Annotated in this window: 18 protein-coding genes; 8 read left to right on the top strand and 10 right to left on the bottom strand. The window is 66.6% G+C overall.

The annotated features are described in order from the left end of the window. Positions 1-11 precede the first annotated feature (11 nt). The 8 genes from AC5WJ1_RS08905 to AC5WJ1_RS08870 form a co-directional block, all read right to left on the bottom strand. Entirely contained in the window at positions 12-956 is a 945-nt protein-coding gene (locus tag AC5WJ1_RS08905) for a sugar kinase (protein WP_135705357.1), read from the bottom strand. Next, positions 953-1750: a sugar phosphate isomerase/epimerase family protein gene (locus AC5WJ1_RS08900; RefSeq protein ID WP_135705356.1), complete on the bottom strand. Its 798-nt coding sequence runs from the start codon at positions 1748-1750 to the stop codon at positions 953-955. Before AC5WJ1_RS08900 ends, AC5WJ1_RS08905 begins: the two co-directional genes overlap by 4 nt. Then, on the bottom strand, positions 1747-2481 hold the full coding sequence (locus AC5WJ1_RS08895; RefSeq protein WP_133096281.1) for an amino acid ABC transporter ATP-binding protein: 735 nt from the start codon (positions 2479-2481) through the stop codon (positions 1747-1749). Before AC5WJ1_RS08895 ends, AC5WJ1_RS08900 begins: the two co-directional genes overlap by 4 nt. Continuing rightward, on the bottom strand, positions 2468-3118 hold the full coding sequence (locus AC5WJ1_RS08890) for an amino acid ABC transporter permease (RefSeq protein ID WP_042879405.1): 651 nt from the start codon (positions 3116-3118) through the stop codon (positions 2468-2470). The genes AC5WJ1_RS08895 and AC5WJ1_RS08890 overlap by 14 nt, the downstream gene beginning before the upstream one ends. After that, on the bottom strand, positions 3115-3873 hold the full coding sequence (locus AC5WJ1_RS08885; protein ID WP_133096280.1) for an amino acid ABC transporter permease: 759 nt from the start codon (positions 3871-3873) through the stop codon (positions 3115-3117). The genes AC5WJ1_RS08890 and AC5WJ1_RS08885 overlap by 4 nt, the downstream gene beginning before the upstream one ends. 55 nt (positions 3874-3928) lie before the next feature. Next, on the bottom strand, positions 3929-4732 hold the full coding sequence (locus tag AC5WJ1_RS08880) for a transporter substrate-binding domain-containing protein (protein WP_133096279.1): 804 nt from the start codon (positions 4730-4732) through the stop codon (positions 3929-3931). Positions 4733-4969: 237 nt separating this feature from the next. Next, positions 4970-6025, bottom strand: a complete 1056-nt coding sequence (locus tag AC5WJ1_RS08875; RefSeq protein ID WP_135706280.1) for a LacI family DNA-binding transcriptional regulator — start codon at positions 6023-6025, stop codon at positions 4970-4972. A gap of 445 nt (positions 6026-6470) precedes the next feature. Next, a complete protein-coding gene (locus AC5WJ1_RS08870; protein ID WP_494476034.1) occupies positions 6471-7109 on the bottom strand; it encodes a hydrolase in 639 nt (212 codons plus the stop codon). Between the two features lie 343 nt (positions 7110-7452). Between AC5WJ1_RS08870 and AC5WJ1_RS08865 the strand changes: the two genes are divergently transcribed. Together AC5WJ1_RS08865 and AC5WJ1_RS08860 are read left to right on the top strand one after the other, a co-directional pair. After that, positions 7453-7749 carry a putative quinol monooxygenase gene (locus tag AC5WJ1_RS08865; RefSeq protein WP_434033950.1) on the top strand — a complete coding sequence of 99 codons (297 nt, stop codon included), beginning with the start codon at positions 7453-7455 and terminating at the stop codon, positions 7747-7749. A 15-nt stretch (positions 7750-7764) separates the two neighbouring features. Then, on the top strand, positions 7765-8229 hold the full coding sequence (locus AC5WJ1_RS08860; RefSeq protein WP_135705351.1) for an acyloxyacyl hydrolase: 465 nt from the start codon (positions 7765-7767) through the stop codon (positions 8227-8229). On the opposite strand, the gene AC5WJ1_RS08855 is transcribed toward AC5WJ1_RS08860, so the two are convergent. Further along, positions 8217-8891 carry a TetR/AcrR family transcriptional regulator gene (locus AC5WJ1_RS08855; RefSeq protein ID WP_240745872.1) on the bottom strand — a complete coding sequence of 225 codons (675 nt, stop codon included), beginning with the start codon at positions 8889-8891 and terminating at the stop codon, positions 8217-8219. The two genes, AC5WJ1_RS08860 and AC5WJ1_RS08855, sit on opposite strands and share 13 nt — an antisense overlap. A 247-nt stretch (positions 8892-9138) precedes the next feature. On the opposite strand from AC5WJ1_RS08855, the gene AC5WJ1_RS08850 reads away from it, so the two are divergent. From AC5WJ1_RS08850 to AC5WJ1_RS08835, 4 genes are all read left to right on the top strand, one after another. Next, positions 9139-9447, top strand: coding sequence for a hypothetical protein (locus AC5WJ1_RS08850; RefSeq protein WP_494476536.1), 309 nt, complete (start codon positions 9139-9141; stop codon positions 9445-9447). A gap of 147 nt (positions 9448-9594) precedes the next feature. Continuing rightward, the gene (locus tag AC5WJ1_RS08845; protein WP_135705350.1) at positions 9595-10392 is read left to right on the top strand and encodes a citryl-CoA lyase; all 798 of its coding nucleotides are present in this window, start codon (positions 9595-9597) and stop codon (positions 10390-10392) included. Then, positions 10389-12035, top strand: a complete 1647-nt coding sequence (locus AC5WJ1_RS08840) for a class I adenylate-forming enzyme family protein (RefSeq protein ID WP_494476033.1) — start codon at positions 10389-10391, stop codon at positions 12033-12035. Before AC5WJ1_RS08845 ends, AC5WJ1_RS08840 begins: the two co-directional genes overlap by 4 nt. A 22-nt stretch (positions 12036-12057) precedes the next feature. Beyond that, positions 12058-12906, top strand: coding sequence for a dioxygenase family protein (locus tag AC5WJ1_RS08835; RefSeq protein WP_135705348.1), 849 nt, complete (start codon positions 12058-12060; stop codon positions 12904-12906). Positions 12907-12918: 12 nt separating this feature from the next. Here AC5WJ1_RS08835 and AC5WJ1_RS08830 read toward each other — a convergent pair whose 3' ends face one another. Beyond that, on the bottom strand, positions 12919-13773 hold the full coding sequence (locus tag AC5WJ1_RS08830; RefSeq protein ID WP_133096270.1) for an IclR family transcriptional regulator domain-containing protein: 855 nt from the start codon (positions 13771-13773) through the stop codon (positions 12919-12921). A gap of 77 nt (positions 13774-13850) precedes the next feature. Between AC5WJ1_RS08830 and AC5WJ1_RS08825 the strand changes: the two genes are divergently transcribed. After that, a complete protein-coding gene (locus tag AC5WJ1_RS08825) occupies positions 13851-14738 on the top strand; it encodes a LysR family transcriptional regulator (RefSeq protein ID WP_135705347.1) in 888 nt (295 codons plus the stop codon). 123 nt (positions 14739-14861) lie between these two features. Further along, entirely contained in the window at positions 14862-16073 is a 1212-nt protein-coding gene (locus AC5WJ1_RS08820) for a CaiB/BaiF CoA transferase family protein (RefSeq protein ID WP_494476032.1), read from the top strand. Positions 16074-16080 lie beyond the last annotated feature (7 nt).

Raw genomic sequence — 16080 nt, 5'->3', positions numbered from 1 at the left:
TTGCTGCGGCTTCACAGGCTGGCGGCCGCCAGCTGGGCATGGGTCGGCAGGCCTTCGGTATCGCCGCGCACCTGCACCGCCCGGGCGCCGATCCAGGCACCGCGCCGGACGGCTTCGCCCACCGGGCGGCCCTCCAGCAGCGCGCTGATCACGCCCACGGCAAAGCCGTCGCCGGCGCCAACGGTATCGACGACGCGCTCGACGCTGAAGGCCTCGACATGGCCGCTGCCGGCCTCGCCATCGAAGTAGGCGCCGTCGGCACCGAGCTTCACCACCACCAGCTTCGCGCCGCGGGCACGGTAGAAGGCGGCAATGCGTTCCGGCTCGGCGTGGCCGGTGAGGAAGCGGCCTTCCTCGATGCCGGGCAGTACCCAGTCGCTTTGCTGCGCGAGGTCGTTCAGCGTCTCCCGCATCAGCTCGGGCGTGGCCCACAGCGTGGGCCGAAGGTTGGGATCGAACGAGATCGTGCGGCCGGCGGCGCGCATGGTGGCGATGGCCTGGCGCGTGGCGGCCTGCGTGCCTGCCGCCAGCGCGGGGAACACGCCGGTGACGTGCAGGTGCCGCGAGCGCCGCAGCCATTTGTCGTCCAGGTGCTCCGGGTTCATGCGGCTCGCCGCCGAGCCGCGGCGGTGGTATTCGACGGGCGGATCGCTGCCGTCGTCGACCCGGCCCTTGAACTGGAAGCCGGTGCGCTCGCCGGGCTCGCATACCACCTGGCTGCAATCCACGCCTTCGCGCTGCATTTCGCCGAGCAGGTAGCGGGCCATCGAGTCGTCGCCCAGCCGGCTGGCCCAGCCGACCTTCAGGCCCAGGCGCGACAGGCCGATGGCCACGTTGGTCTCGGCGCCGGCGGTGCGCTTGTGGAAGGTCTGCGCGCCTTCGAGCGGCCCGGCTTCGCCGGCGACCAGCATCAGCATGGCCTCGCCCAGCGTGACCACGTCAAGATCGGGACTCATGCGGGGACCTCCACCGAACGCAGCAGTTCGACATGATGGCGCGTGACCTGTACCAGGTCTTCGCCTTGCAGCGGGAATTCGATCGCACGCGCAACTTGCGTGGGCAGGCGGCGCAAGACGCCGCGCCAGGGTGCCGCCGACTGGTCGAGCGGTACCGCGATCCATTTGGCGGGCGTGCGCTGCACGCCCTTGCAGTGCACGTAGCCGACGTTGGCGCCGAAGACTTGCGCGGCGTCGAGCGGGTCTTCGCCGGTCCAGTGCCAGTTGCCCATGTCGAAGGTCATCGGCACGGTCTCGCCGAGCGCCGCGATACGCGCGAAGAAGTCGCGCAGCGGCGGTACGGTGCCGGCGCGGGCGGTCTGGTCGTTTTCCACGACGAGTTCGATGCCGTCGTGCCGCAGCCAGGGAAGCAGCGCTGCCAGTGCCGTGCCTGCCCGATAGCCGCCAAGCGACATCTTGACCCGGCTCGCACCGAGCGCCAGCGCGGTCGTGAAGGCACGGTCGAGCGCGGCGGCATCGAGGCTGCCTGCGTCATTCCAGAGGCCTTCCGGGCTGGACCAGACCACGTCCAGTCCATGCTCCCCAGCAACCTCGCGCTGTTCGATGACTTCCTCCTTGTGCCCGCGCTGGAGTTCGCCGCGGAATTCCACGCCATCTGCGCCCGCTGCCGCGGCAATCCGCGCCAGCGCCGCCTGGCCGTCGCGCAGCGCGAGGTCGGCACCATAGGCGGTCAGCGAGATAAGGACCGGCGGGCGCGAGGCTCCATTTGCGCCTTCTGGTTGCCACTGGCTCATTTCAGTGCTCCCGCGCTGAGGAATTGCTGCAGTTCCGGCGTCCGTGGCTGCGCGAACAGCGCCTTCGACGGGCCCGCCTCGTGGACCTTGCCCTGGTGCATGAAGATGGTGGTATGCGCCATGCGGCGCGCGAATTCCATCTCATGCGTGACCAGCACCATGGTCATGCCGGAGGCAGCGAGGTTCTCCATGACACGAAGCACTTCCGCCGTCAGCTCGGGGTCGAGCGCAGAGGTGACTTCGTCGAACAGCATCACCTTGGGTTCCATCGCCAGCGAACGGGCGATGGCCACGCGCTGCTGCTGGCCGCCCGAGAGTTGCTCGGGGTAGCAGTCCTTCTTGTCGAGCAGGCCGACCTGGGTCAGCACCTGGGCGACGATGCCGTCGATCCGGCTTGCGGCCATCTTCTTCACGATGGCCGGCGCCAGCGCGATGTTCTGGCCCACGGTCAGGTGCGGAAACAGGTTGTAGCTCTGGAACACCATGCCCACGTCGCGGCGCAGGTCGAGCAAGCGCTTGCGGTCGTGATCCAGCTTGTGGCCGGCGACGGTGATATTGCCGGCATTGATCGTCTCCAGTCCGTTCAGGCAGCGCAGCATGGTGCTCTTGCCGGAGCCGCTGCGGCCGATGATGGCGACTACCTGGCCCGGCTCGATGGCAAACGACACGCCTTTCAGGACTTCGACGCAGCCATACGATTTGTGCACGCCTTGTGCTTCAACGATTGACATGGAGCCTCCTTTCCATGCGCCGGGCCGCCGCGGACAGCGGGAAGCAGAGCGCGAAGTAGATAAGTGCGACGACGACAAAGACCGCAAAGGGCTGGAAGGTCGCGTTGTTGATCAGTTGGCCGGCGCGGGTCAGCTCGATGACGCCGATGATGGAAGTGATCGAGGTGTTCTTGACCAGCTGGACCGAGAACCCCACGGTGGGCGGCAAGGCCAGCCGCACCGCCTGCGGCAGCACCACGTAGCGCAGCTGCTGCCAGCGGGTGAGGGCAAGCGCCTCGCTGGCTTCCCACTGTCCTTGCGGCACGGCCTCGATGCAGCCGCGCCAGATCTCGCCAAGATAGGCGCTGGCGTAGATCGACATCGCCAGCATGGCCGCGACCATCGGCGACAGCTTGAGCCCGAGCACGGACAGGCCGTAGTAGCTCAGGAACAGCACGATCAGCACCGGCGTGCCTTGCACGACCTGGATATAGACCGTGCTGGCCAGGCGCAGCAGCGGGCTTCTGGAGGTACGCGCCAGCGCGACCAGGAAACCGGCCAGCGTGCCGCCGACGAAGGCCAGCAAGGTCACCCACAGCGTCCAGCGTGCGGCCAGCAGCAGGATTTCAAGATGATTCCAGGAAAATTCGGTGATCATTTCGTGCTCCCAGCAACCGCTGCCGTCAGTTCGGCGCGCGCCAGCGGCACGACCGGCGCCGTGCGGGCCAGCTTTCGTGCGCGCGCCACCACGCGGCGCCGCTTGAACACCAGGTTGCCGATCAGGGCGAACATGGCGCGCAGCAGTAGTGCCAGCCCGATATAGAGGAACATGACGAGGATGTAGCTCTCGAAGGTGCGGAAGGTCTGCGAATCGACCTGGCTGGCGACCGCCGTCAGCTCTTCCACCGAGATCGTCGACACCACGCTCGAGGTCAGCATCATCAGCGTGAACTGGCTGGTCAGGGCGGGATAGACCTTTTCGAAGGCCGGTACCAGCGCGACGTGGCGGATCAGCTGCCAGCGCGTCATGCCCAGCGCGGCGGCGGCTTCGAGCTGCGAGCGGTGTACCGCCTGCAATCCGGCACGGATGATTTCAGTCGAGTAGGCGCCGAGGTTGACGGTCATCGCAATCACCGCGGCAGTGACGGCATCGATCTGCAGGCCCACGGTCGGCAAGCCGAAGAAGATGATGAAGAGCTGGATCAGGAAGGGCGTGTTGCGGATCGCCTCGACATAGGCCCTGGTGACGCGCTGCAGCCACGGGCCGCCAAAAGCGGCGGCAATGGCGCCGGCGGTGCCGACCAGGGTGCCAAGCAGGATCGAGCCGAAGCTGAGTGCCAGCGTCATCGCGGCGCCTTCCGCGAAGCGATCCAGCTGCGACAGCACCGGGGTCCATTCGAATTGGTAGTGCATGCGGGTCTCCTGGCACGCCGGCGGGGCGCCGGCGCGCAACCTCAGACGGCCTGGTTCAGAACGTTTGCAGCGCGGGCAGCGCCTTGCCGGTCCACTTCTGCGCAATGGCATCGAGTTCGCCATTGAGCTTGACGTAGGAGATGGTGGTGTTGAGCCACTGGCGCAGCTCGAAGGCGTCGCGGCGCACGGCCATCGAATTCGGCTGCACCGAGAACGCGAACTTGGCGTCGAACTTGCCGGCGCCGCGCGCCTTCATGATTTCGTTGCCGGTGGTGTTGGGCAGCGCAATGGCGTCGACCTGGTTGCTGATCAGCGCCTGCGCGCAGGTGGCATCGTCCTCGAAGCGGACGATATTCATGCCGGGCACCGCCAGGCGGGTCAGCGCGGTGTCCTGCGTGGTGCCGCGCGTCACGCCCACCTTCTTCTTGCCGAGCTCAGTCAGCTTGGCGTACTTGGCAGCGGTAGGCGCAAAGATGGTCAGCTCGAATGCGCTGTAGGGCGAGCTGAACATGATGGCACGCGCCCGCTCCGGCGTCGGCGCCAGCGTCGCGACCAGGAAGTCGACCTTGCCCGCTTCCAGCGCCGGAATCCGGCTGGGCGAGGTGAGCGGAACGATATCGACCGGCACGCCCAGGTACTTGCCGAGCAGGTTGGCCACGTCGACGTCATAGCCGGCGGGTTTGCCGGTGGCGTCCGTGGTGCCGAAAGGCGGAGCACCGGTCACCACGCCGATGGTGACCTTGCCCTTCTTGACGATCTCGGCGACGGTCTGGGCTTGGGCGGTAACAGCGGCGCTGGCCAGGATCAGCAAAGCCAGTACGGGCGTGGCAAAGCGGCGCAACAGGTGTTGGGCGTTCATTGGATGTCTCCTGCACGGATATGAAAGGTGTCGCTGGCGGCAGCGATCTGCATGCCGGATTTGAAACCGGTTTCAGGATTATAGGAAACCGGTTTCAGAGATACAGCAGTGGAAACCCTTACGGGCGCGCCGAGGTTGTTCCGACGGGGAAATGGGTGCGCTTGCGCACCCGCTACGCTGGTGCGGCGGCTCTATGCGTGGCTTGCGCGCGCACGCCGGACGGCGGCGGGGGAGTGATCAGCCGCGGCGGGTGGAACCGCGTGTGACCAGCGTGCCGGGCAACAGCACCCGCCGCGGCGGCAGCTGGCCGCCTTGCAGGCGCTCGATCAGGCAATTGGTGGCAACGCGCCCGATATCGTCGGTCGGCTGGGAAATGGCGCTGAGGCCCGGGCCGACCAACGCGGCCCATTCGGGGTCATCGAAGCCTATCAGGCCAAGGTCGGTACCGAGTTGCCACCCCAGTCGGGCGGCCGACGCGGCCACGCGCAGCGAGATCACTGCGTTGGCTGCCAGCACGGCAACGGGCGCCTGGCCGGCACGCCGGCGCAGCTCGCGCAGCGCTTCATCGAGGGCGTCGTCGTCACCTCTGTGGGCTTCAAAAGCAGATCCGCTGACCGTGTCCGCGTGTTCGGCGATAAAGCTTCGAAATGCGCGGGCGCGCTCGTTGCGCGAGCTGATGGCCTTGATCGGCTCGCTGATAAAGAGGATGTGCCGATAACCGGCTTCGACAAGGTGGCCGGCCGCTTCATGGACGGCAGTCAGGTTGTCCAGGGCGACAAGATCGACTTCCGCATCGCCGACCTTGCGATCAACCAGGACGACGGGCTTGCCCAGCTGCGCGGCATCGGTCAGGGCACCGGCGTCGTGGCCCAGTGTATGCAGAATGAAACCCTCCACGCGGTAAGCCGAGAGCGAGCGAATGGCTTCGCGCTCCAGTTGCTCGTCGTTGCCCAGGTTGAACAGCATCACCATATAGCCGGCATCGCGACAGGCCTTCTCAACGCCACGCAGCACTGCTACCGAGAACGAATTGGACACGTCCGCCACCACCAGCCCAATCAGGCGAGACTTGCCGCGTTTGAGTCCCTGCGCCATGGGACTGGGACTATAGCCAAGTGTGCGGATGGCCGATGCCACGCGCTCCTCCACCTCCGTGGACAATTGCTGGCCACCCCGGTTCAGGTAGCGCGATACCGTTGCCTTGGAAACGCCCGCATAGTCGGCTACATCCTGGATGGTGAGCTTTTCTGCGGGATTCGGGTTGGACTTCGGTCGGGTCACGGGCGGCGGCATAAAGTTGGATGAAACCAGTTTCACGATTATGCCTCGCGACTGCCACGATCGCCAGCACGCCGGGCTCAGTAGTGTAGTAGTGCACAAGTCGTCACTTAACGGCAGGGACGATGGGCACTGGACGGCCCTGAGGAGTGGGAAGCGCAGGTACGGCATCACCCCCGCTACATCACCGACGATATGACGGCGTTGTGTCGAGCGGCAAGGCATGGCGTAGGTATCGTTCAGTTATCGAGTATGTGTTTTTGTCTTTAGCTTTGTCATCACAGAATGCGATGGCACGATAACTATTGATTGCTTTACACGGCCGGAAAGGAGGTAGTAGTCGGCCATGCCGGCTCCGGTCGGGGCGGGGTTAAGCGAGAGAACAAAGGAATCGCGCCCCGCGTGGCGCGGGGCGCGTGGCACATGGAGTTGGGGGCGGGCATGCCGGCCCGCCTGCAGCTCAGGTGCGGTCGTAGGAGAACTGGATGCCAGCCGTGCCGCCGGTCTGGATGAAGAGATCCATGAAGGCCGGGACGGTCTCGCTGCGGGCCCAGTCGCGCTGCAGTTCGCAGAACAGCTGAGCCACGCTGATCATCTTGCCGCCAGCCTGTTCGATGCGGCGCAGCGCGGCCTCGTGCGCCGCCACGGAAGTACCGCCTACGGCGTCGGCCACGACATAGACCTCATAGCCTTCCTTGAGCGCGTCCAGCGCCGGGAAGGTCAGGCACGCTTCCGTCCACAGGGCAGTCATGATCAGCTTCTTGCGCCCCGTCGCCTCCACTGCCGCGCGGAACTCCACGTCTTCCCAGGAGTTGATCGAGGTGCGGTCGTAGGTGGGGAAGTCGCCCAGCACCTTCTGCAGCTGCGGGATTGGCGGCTTGTTCAGGCCCGTCTTCACATTGACCGTGGAATGCACGATCGGCAGCTTGTACGCAACCGCGGCACGCGAAACGCCGACGATGTTATTGATCAGCAACTGCCGGTCCATGGAGGCGATGGAGTTCACCTGGACCGGTTGGTAGTCGATGATCACGAAGGCTGCGTTCTGCGGAGTCAGCAGGTGGTCGTTTGCGGGATCGCGAATGGGTTCGCTCGCCATGGTTATCTCCAGAACAATGGGTGGGTTTCTGCTACTCGGCGTTCCCGGGCCGGCGCTGCATGTACTGTGCGCGACGCTGGCCCGACTGCCCCGCGACGGTACCGGCATTGCCGGACACTGCAAACCGGAAATGCGGTTCTGATGCCGTCCCGCATGCGTTGCGGTCGGCCGTCGCAACGAGCCTTTGCAGCATAAGCCATGCATTGGGGCGAGCGTGATAGCCATCTGCCAAACATGCTGTTCGCGCTGATAGAACGATCCGCGCGCCCTCCGTGTCCTGCTTGCTTGCGCCGTGGTATTTGCCTAGTCTTTGCTGACACCATATGTGCGGAGGACACGAACGATGGGCGATTTCTATGTGCTGGTGATCCTGTATGCCAAGCCCGGGCGCGAGGCGGAGCTACGGGAAAAACTGCGGGCCGTGGTGGCGCCTTCCCGCCGCGATGCCGGCAACCTGCGCTACGAGATGTTCGAGCAACAGGATGATCCGCGGCGCTTTGTCTTCGTCGAGCACTGGGACAGTCCCGCCGCGCAGGAGGCGCACCATACGCAGACCGAGCACATCCGCCGCTTCCAGGAAGATGGCAGCGATGCGGTGGAAAGGATGGAGTTGTTCTACCGGATGAAGCTTGTGGCCTGAGTGGCAGCGTTCTCCATGCAGGGAGGCTATGGCGGCGATAACGACCACGGCGTGGAAAAGTATGAAATCGCCGCGCGCTGGGACGACATCGTGCAATGGCAGCTGTCCAGCCGCTTCACGCTCTCGCTGGATGGGGAGGTCAATGTCGCGAACTGGCGCGCATTGTCTAACCGGCCGTCCAGCCAGCTGATGGAGTACGGCATCTCGCCAATCTTTCGCCTGGGTTATGCCGCGGAATTTGCCACGCCGTTTATCGAGGCGTCAGTGGGTTTGCGCGTGCTCAGCCACACCGAGATCGCCGGCGGCCACCGCATGGGATCGGCGTTCCAGTTCTCAGACATGGTCGGCGTCGGGGTTGCCTTCGGCGAGGCGCGGCGCCTGACCATCGGCTACCGCTTCCAGCACCTGTCCAACGCCGGCATTCAGGAGCCGAATCCGGGCGTCAACTTCAGCATGGGCTACATCCGCTATCGCTTCTGACGCGCTTCTGAGGGCGTGCCGGCATCAAGGGCCGGCACGATCACCGCGATCGCGTCGCGGACCAGCGCATCGATCTCGGCGTCGTCCGGACGGACGCCGGTAGCCAGCGCACGGTGCAGGACGCTGGCCAGCACCATGCCGTGGAACAGCCTGGCACTGACCTCAGGGCTTGCCGAGAGCCGCGTGCCTCTCGCCTGCTGGCTGCCAAGGAAGGCCGCAACATAGGCGCAGGTCGCCGCCGGGCCGCGCGTATACCAGGCGTTCCCCAACGCGGGGAAGCGCCGCGATTCCGCGAAGATCAGCCGCAGGAACGCCAGGTGGCGTTCCTCCAGCAGCGACTGCAGAAAACTGTGCGCGATCTTGCCGAGTCCCTGCGCCGCATCGCAGCGCGACACATCCACGCCCTTCTCGGTCTTTTCCAGGAAGCGGTCGCACAGCCGCTCCACCACCGCCACGAACAAACCGTCCTTGCCGCCGAAATAGCTGTAGACGTTGGTCTTGGAGCCCCCGCACGCCTTGACGATGTCGTCCAGGCTGACGCCGTCATAGCCGTGCTCGAGGAACATGTCGGCGGCGGTGCTCAGGATCAGGGCGCGCTTCTCTTCGCCACGGCGTGTGATGCGCTGCGGCGGGCGGTGCAGGGGAGTGTCGGTAACGCTCACGGGTGATGCCATCGGTAGCGAGGAGTAACAGGGGACAAGGGGCGCTGGCGCCCCGCGCAGTCTACCAAATGCTTGCGTGATCCAAGTGGCAGCCCAGGCGTCGCCCCTTTCTTCAAAAAATTCGAGTGAGGTTTTTCAATTTATTTAGTACCATACGGTACGGTTTGATTATATTTGGATCGTGAGACGTGCGGGGCAGATTGCCCCGGTCGACACAAGGTTCTTCCTGGTAGGAAAGGAGCAAGTGATGAAAAAGGTATCGATTGGCGCAATCCTGATGGTGGTGATGGCGGCCGGGGCGCAAGCCGCGGTGCGCACCGCGGACGTCTATACAGACGGGGCGCATGTTGCCGAGGCCCTGCAGCGTTCGCAATCCGGCCGCCTGGCCGATGAGCAATTCCGCCGGATTGCCGTGCGCAAGGCGGATCCGTTCACCGACGGCGGACTGCGGCAGGTAGATCTGTTCACCGACGGCGCACTGCGCCAGGTGGATCCGTTCGCCGACGGCGCACTCGCGAGAATTGGGAGTGCCGACCGGTTCACGGATGGCGCCTGAACGGCAAGCCGGTCCTGCGCCACATGCAGTGCCGGCCGCAAGTTGACGTCGGGGTGCGGGTTTACCGTTCTTGCAGAGGCTCGCACCCCCACCTAAAATAATTCGCATATCGCATTAGATTGCGCGTAGCGCAAAAACGGAGACAACGTGACGGAAGCGAAACACCCCCGGGCTGCCGGTCAGACCAGCATCGCGCATGTGGATATCCACGGCGTGTCGGTGCATGGCAAAGACCTGAGCGAGGCCTTGATCGGCAAGGCCGGCTTCACCGCCTACTTCCTGTTCCTGCTGACCGGCCGCGAGCCCGGCGCAAAGCTGGTGGCGATCACCGATGCCTGCCTCGTGGCGATCGCGGAGCATGGCCTGGTCCCCTCGGTGCAGGCAGCGCGCATGACGCTGGCCGCCGCGCCGGATGCGTTGCAAGGCGCCGTGGCGGCTGGCGTGCTGGGTTGCGGCTCGGTGATCCTGGGCGCATCGGAAACCGCGGGCCAGCTGCTGGCGGAAGTGCTCGCCGGGCGGGAACACGGCACGCTGGCCGAGAGCGCGAACTCGGTGGTCAGGGCCGTGCGGCAGGCGCGCAAGCCACTGCCAGGCTTTGGCCATCCCACGCACAAGCTGGGGGATCCGCGCGCGCACCGGCTGCTGGCCATCGCGCGGGAGCTGGGCGTTGCCGGCGACCACGTGGCCGCGCTGGAAGCAGTAGCCGCCGCAGTGCCCGAGCATTACAGCAAGCCCTTGCCGCTGAACGTTTCGGGCGCAATCCCCGCCGTCCTGCTCGACGCTGGCTATCCCGCCACCGCGCTCAAGGGGGTGCCGCTGCTGGCGCGCGTGGCGAGCCTGATCGCCCACCTGCAGGAGGAACGCCGCCAGCCGATTGGCTTCATCCTGGCCGATGCCGCCGAACAGGCCATCGCCTACAGCGCCGCGCCGGCGCAAGCATCATGAGCGCGCCGGCCACCTGCACCGGCACGATGGCGCCGCTCGACGTGCTCAGGCAGTATCCGGCGCATGACTTCACGCTGACCGGTTTCCTCGCGGCCCGCGTGGCGGCGCAACCGGACAAGCCGGCGTTGCTTTTCGAGGGCGAGACCTGGAGCTATCGCGAGCTCGAGGGACGAATCGCGCAAGCCGCGCAATGGCTGGCGCAGGCCATGCACGTGCGCCGCGGCGACCGCGTCGGCGTGCTGTCCCCCAACCATCCGTCCACGGTCGTGCTGATGTTTGCGCTGGCGCGCATCGGCGCGACCATGGTGCCGGCCAACCCGGAATACCGGCTGGACGAGGCGCTGTACGTGTTCGACCATGCGCAGGTGTGCGGGCTGGTATGTGCGCCGGCCACGCTGGAAACCGGTGCGGCCATCGCACGGGCGCTCGGCGGCGGGGTCTGGCTGCGCGCCAACGAGCCTGGCGACCACGGTGTGCCGACGCTGGAGCAGTCGATGGCGGCGGCCACCGGTGAGTTTGCCAACGAATCTGCCAACGATGGCGGCGACCGGGATACCGCGCTGATCATCTACACGTCCGGCACCACGGGCTTTCCCAAGGGCGCGATGCACAGCCACCGCGGCTACGTGCTGACTGCCGAAGCCTTCGTCGGCCGGCTCCAGCTGCAGCCGGACGAGCGTGTGATGTGCGTGATGCCGCTGTTCCATATCAATGCGCTGATGTATTCGGTGGGCGGGTCGCTGGCTTGCGGCGGCTGCCTGGTGCTGATGCGCAGGTTCTCGGCGTCGTCGTTCTGGCGGTTCGCCGCCGAGACCGGTGCCACGGAGGTGAACCTGGTGGCGGCGGCCGGCAGCATCCTGGCCCGGCGCCCGCGTGCGGAGTTCGTGCCTGGCCACCGCATCACCAAGATGTTCATCGCGCCGCAGACCCAGGAAATGGTGCGTGTGATGAAGCAGGAGTTCCACGTGCCGCGGCTGATCGAATGCTATGGCATGACGGAAATCCCGGGCGTGATTGCCAACCCGTTCGACGGCCCGCACAAGCTTGGCACCATGGGCCTGATCTCGCCCCACCCGGATCCGGCGGTGCCGGTGCCGCAGGCCCGCATCGTCGACGACGAAGGCAGCGACGTGGCCCCGGGCGGCGAGGGCGAACTGCTGATCCGCACGCCTACGCTGATGCAAGGCTACTACCGTGACCCGGCCCAGACCGAGGCGGCGTTCCGCGACGGCTGGTTCGCCACCGGCGACCTGGTGCGCCAGGACGAGGACGGCTACTACGTCTTTGTTGCGCGCAAGAAAGATGTGATCCGGCGCAAGGGCGAGAACGTGTCGGGCGCCGAGCTCGATCGCATCTTCGGCGAACACCCGGCGGTGGAAGAAGCGGCGGCCATCGGCGTGCCCGCGGAACTTGGCGAGGAAGAAATCCTGCTGGCGGTGCAGTTCCGCGCGGGCCAGTCGGCCGATGCGGCCGAGCTGCTCGCCTGGGCGCGCGGCCGCCTGGCCGTGCACAAGCTGCCGCGTTATATCGCCACCGTCGACGCAATCCCGCACACACCGACGCACAAGCCTGCCAAGCACAAGCTGAAGGCTGACCGGACACTGCTGGCGCGCGCGGTCGACCTGTCGGCCGCCAGCCAATAAGCCAGAACAAAAGGAGACAACCATGAGCACCCAGGACAACTACACCCTCCAGCGCGCGCTGGACGCCATGTGCGCCGGCGCACCCGGCTCGGACGAGACCTTGCAGGCGCAATTCGGCGTGGCGCTGCGGCATTTCCACGCCATGCTGGACGAGCTGCAGCTGACCGATGCGCAGCTCTATCGCATTGCCGCCTGGCTGGGCCGGGTGGCCGCGCAGGATGAACTGATCATGCTGTGCGACATGATGGGCCTGACCATGCGCGCGCTGGACCTGGCGCGCACCGGCGAGCAAGCCACGCCACAGAACGTGACCGGCCCGTTCCCCAAGGACCAGGTGGCCGAAGGCAGCAACCCCTGCCACCTGGCGACGGCGGAGGAGCCCGGGCAGCGGCTCGAAGTGCGCGGCCGCGTGCTGGATGCGCGCACGGGCCAGCCGGTGCCGGGCGCGACGCTGATCGTGTGGCAGCCCAACCAGTTCGGCCGCTACGAGAACGAAGACGACTCCCAGTCCGAAGACAACCTGCGCGGCAAGCTGCGCTGCGATGTGGAGGGCGGCTTCCAGATCTTCACGGTGCGGCCGGGCGGCTACATCATCGGGCGCGAGGACACGGAGGTGGGCGTGCTGATGAGGCGCCTGGGCCGCAACCGCCAGCGCGCGCCGCATATCCACTACCGGGTGGTGCAGCCGGGATACCGCACGCTGACCTCTCAGATCTATTTCAAGGGCGACCCCGCCAACCCGGTCGACTGCATCTTCTCGACCATCGATGACCACATCGTCGAGGTGGGGCCACATCCGCAGCGTGACGGCTACCAGCTGCTGACGCTGGATGTGGTGATCGAGCCCGAGGCGGCGCCAGTGGCGGCCTGAGCCCCGCGCAGCTCAGGAGGCCGCCAGGATCGAATGCGCCAGCGTGGGCGCCCGCCGGATGGCGGCCTCGATCATCGCGGCCGCCTCGCGCAGTGCCGGCAGCCGTGTGGCGACAAGTTCTTCGGGGCTGGCGCGCTCGGTCTCGGTGGAGCAGTTGATGGCGGCGATCACGCGCTGCTGGGGGTCGCGCACGGGCACGGCGATAGACAGGACGTTGAGCTCGAGCTGGCCGTGCTGGATCGCATAGCCCTGTTCAAGCGTGCGTGCCAGCGCGGCGCGCAGCGCATCAGCATCGCTGAGCGTCATCGGCGTGAATTTCTGGAACGGTGCCTTGTCCAGGACCTTGTTCTGCTGGGCCTTGGTCGCATGCGCCAGCAAGGCGAGGCCGAGCGAGGTGCAATGCACCGGCAGCCGGTAGCCGACCGAGGCGCGGAACGCGATGCGCCGCTGGCTGGGCACATGCGCGAGGTAGACCACACTGTCGCCGTCGAGGATGGCGAGCGAGACCGAATCGCGGAAGCGCTCGGCCACTTCCTGCAGGAAGGGCTGGACGATGTCGCGCAGGTTCATCGAGCTGAGGAATGCGGCGCCCAGCGACAGGACCTTGGGCAGCAGCACGAAGCGCCGCCCGTTGGCGCCGATGTAGCCCAGCGCCTGCAGCGTCAGCAAGGCACGGCGCGCGGTGGCGGGCGTCATGCCGGTGGCCTGGGCGACTTCGCTCAGCGTCATTTCCGGCGTGGTGTCGGTGAACGCCTGGATCACCGCCAGGCCGCGCGCCAGCGCCGCGACGTAGTCGCGGTGGCCTTCTTCGAGCTTGGGCGGGGCGTCCTGGTCGACGGGGGCGGTGGGTTTGGCGGCGGAGGTCATGCACGCATTTTATCCGCAACGCCCAGGCTGGAACAGAAAGGAGGGCGCCATGGCCGGCGCCCGGGAGACATAGCAACATGAGACTCGATCCTACCTCGCTGCGGCTCTTTGTCTGCGTGGCGGAAGAGGGCTCCATCGCAGCCGCCGCCGAGCGTGCGCACCTGGCCGCCGCCGCAGTCAGCAAGCGCATCAGCGAGCTGGAGCAAGGCCTGGGCACGGCCCTGCTCCGGCGCAGCAACAAGGGCGTGGAGCCGACCACGGCCGGCATCGAGCTGGTGCACCTGGCGCGCGGCGTGCTGCACGACCTTGACGACATCGTGACGCGCATGCGCGACTTCGGCGGAGGCCTGCGCGGCCAGGTCAGGGTATTCGCCAACGTCTCCGCCATTACGCAGTTCCTGCCGGCGCAGCTCAAGTCGTTCCTGGCGGACTATCCGCGTGTCGACGTGCGCCTTGATGAGCGCGTCTCCACCGCCATCGTGCGCGCCGTGGCCGAGAACGCCGCGGATATCGGCATCTTCACCGCGTGCGCGGTAGGGGCGGAACTCGAGACCTTTCCCTACCGGTGCGACGAACTGGTGGTGGCGGTGCCAGACGGCCACCCGCTGGCAGCGCGGCAGTCGGTGTCGATCCGCGAGGCGCTGGACTTTGATCTGGTCAGCATGCATGCCGGCAGCCAGATTCATCTGCAGCTGGTGCGGGCCGCCAGCGAGGCCGGCCTCGTGTTCAAGCCGCGCATACACGTGCCTGGCTATGACGCGCTGTGCCTGATGGTGCAGGCGGGGATGGGGCTGGGCATCCTGCCGAGGTCCAGCGCGGCGCCTTACCAGGACACCCTCGGCATCCGTACCGTCAGGCTGGACGAGCCCTGGGCCGCGCGGCAACTGGTGATCGGCGTGCGCGCCTACGACAGCCTCTCGGCGGTGGCGCGGCTGCTGGTCGACCGCCTGCTCGACGCCGCGTAGCACAGACGCGCCTGCCATCGCGCTATGCGATGGCAGGCTCGCCAATCACTGCTTTACCACGCGCGCCGGTTCTTCCAATCTTGCATGGCAGTCACCGTATTTCGACAGGAGCAGCAAACCGTCATGGTCAACGAAGCGAACAAGGAAAAGATGCCGCTGCAAGGCGTGCGCGTGTTGGAGCTGGGATCGCTGATCGCCGGCCCGTATGCCGGCGGCCTGCTCGCCCAGTTCGGCGCCGAGGTGCTGAAGATCGAAGCGCCGGGCGAAGGCGATCCGCTGCGCAAATGGCGCAAGCTGTATGAGGGCACCTCGCTGTGGTGGTATAGCCAGAGCCGCAACAAGAAGTCGCTGACGCTGGACCTGCGCAGCCCGGAAGGCCAGGACATCGTGCGCAAGCTGGTCGCCGGCGCCGATATCGTGATCGAGAACTTCCGCCCCGGCACGCTGGAGAAATGGGGCCTGGGCTGGGAAGACCTGCGCAAGGTGAGTCCGGCCCTGGTCATGGTGCGCATTTCCGGCTATGGCCAGACCGGCCCCTACAAGGACCGCCCGGGGTTTGCCGCGATCGCGGAATCGATGGGCGGGCTGCGCTATGTCAGCGGCTACCCCGACCGGCCGCCGGTGCGGTCCGGCGTGAGCATCGGCGACACGCTGGCGTCGCTGTACGGCGTGATCGGCGCGCTGCTGGCCATGCACCACCTGCGCAACAACAACGGCGAAGGGCAGTATGTGGACGTGGCCCTGTACGAGTCCGTCTTTGCCGTGATGGAGAGCCTGGTGCCGGAGTTCGACAAGTTCGGCCACGTGCGCGAGCGTTCCGGCGCCAGCCTGCCCGGCATTTCGCCGTCGAACACGTATCCCTGCAAGGACGGGCAGTACGTGATCATCGCGGGCAACGGCGACGCCATCTTCCGGCGCTTCATGACGGCGATCGGCCGCGACGACCTCGGCCAGGATGCGCGCCTGGCTCACAACGATGGCCGCGTGCAGCACAACACCATGCTCGACGACGCCATCGCCGCATGGACCGCCGCGCACGACCTCGACACCGTGCTGGCGACGCTGGAAGCCGCGGCGGTGCCTTGCGGGCGCATCTACACCGCGCAGGACATCTGCAGCGACCCCCACTACAGTGCGCGCGGCATGATCGAGCCGCACCAGCTTCCCGATGGCTCGCCGCTGGCGCTGTCGGGCATCGTGCCCAGGCTCAGCGCCACCCCGGGGCGAACCAACTGGATCGGGCCGGCGCTGGGCGAGCACACCGAAGAGATCCTGGCGGGCATCGGCATTGCCGGCGCCGAATTCCGCGCGCTGCGCGAGGCCGGCGTGGTCTGAACCCGCG

This window comes from Cupriavidus sp. MEYA8, assembly GCF_059278825.1.
Note: the sequence above shows the minus strand (reverse complement) of the source record. Positions and strands in the feature narration are given on the sequence as shown.

Excerpts from the sequence above, each read along its gene's own strand:
- AC5WJ1_RS08895 (WP_133096281.1), bottom strand. The coding sequence starts at position 2,481 with ATGTCAATCGTTGAAGCACAAGGCGTGCACAAATCGTATGGCTGCGTC.
- AC5WJ1_RS08835 (WP_135705348.1), top strand. The coding sequence starts at position 12,058 with ATGAGCACCCAGGACAACTACACCCTCCAGCGCGCGCTGGACGCCATG.
- AC5WJ1_RS08885 (WP_133096280.1), bottom strand. The coding sequence starts at position 3,873 with ATGCACTACCAATTCGAATGGACCCCGGTGCTGTCGCAGCTGGATCGC.
- AC5WJ1_RS08820 (WP_494476032.1), top strand. The coding sequence starts at position 14,862 with ATGGTCAACGAAGCGAACAAGGAAAAGATGCCGCTGCAAGGCGTGCGC.
- AC5WJ1_RS08890 (WP_042879405.1), bottom strand. The coding sequence starts at position 3,118 with ATGATCACCGAATTTTCCTGGAATCATCTTGAAATCCTGCTGCTGGCC.
- AC5WJ1_RS08875 (WP_135706280.1), bottom strand. The coding sequence starts at position 6,025 with ATGCCGCCGCCCGTGACCCGACCGAAGTCCAACCCGAATCCCGCAGAA.
- AC5WJ1_RS08825 (WP_135705347.1), top strand. The coding sequence starts at position 13,851 with ATGAGACTCGATCCTACCTCGCTGCGGCTCTTTGTCTGCGTGGCGGAA.
- AC5WJ1_RS08870 (WP_494476034.1), bottom strand. The coding sequence starts at position 7,109 with ATGGCGAGCGAACCCATTCGCGATCCCGCAAACGACCACCTGCTGACT.
- AC5WJ1_RS08865 (WP_434033950.1), top strand. The coding sequence starts at position 7,453 with ATGGGCGATTTCTATGTGCTGGTGATCCTGTATGCCAAGCCCGGGCGC.
- AC5WJ1_RS08830 (WP_133096270.1), bottom strand. The coding sequence starts at position 13,773 with ATGACCTCCGCCGCCAAACCCACCGCCCCCGTCGACCAGGACGCCCCG.
- AC5WJ1_RS08900 (WP_135705356.1), bottom strand. The coding sequence starts at position 1,750 with ATGAGCCAGTGGCAACCAGAAGGCGCAAATGGAGCCTCGCGCCCGCCG.
- AC5WJ1_RS08880 (WP_133096279.1), bottom strand. The coding sequence starts at position 4,732 with ATGAACGCCCAACACCTGTTGCGCCGCTTTGCCACGCCCGTACTGGCT.
- AC5WJ1_RS08840 (WP_494476033.1), top strand. The coding sequence starts at position 10,389 with ATGAGCGCGCCGGCCACCTGCACCGGCACGATGGCGCCGCTCGACGTG.
- AC5WJ1_RS08860 (WP_135705351.1), top strand. The coding sequence starts at position 7,765 with ATGCAGGGAGGCTATGGCGGCGATAACGACCACGGCGTGGAAAAGTAT.
- AC5WJ1_RS08850 (WP_494476536.1), top strand. The coding sequence starts at position 9,139 with ATGAAAAAGGTATCGATTGGCGCAATCCTGATGGTGGTGATGGCGGCC.
- AC5WJ1_RS08905 (WP_135705357.1), bottom strand. The coding sequence starts at position 956 with ATGAGTCCCGATCTTGACGTGGTCACGCTGGGCGAGGCCATGCTGATG.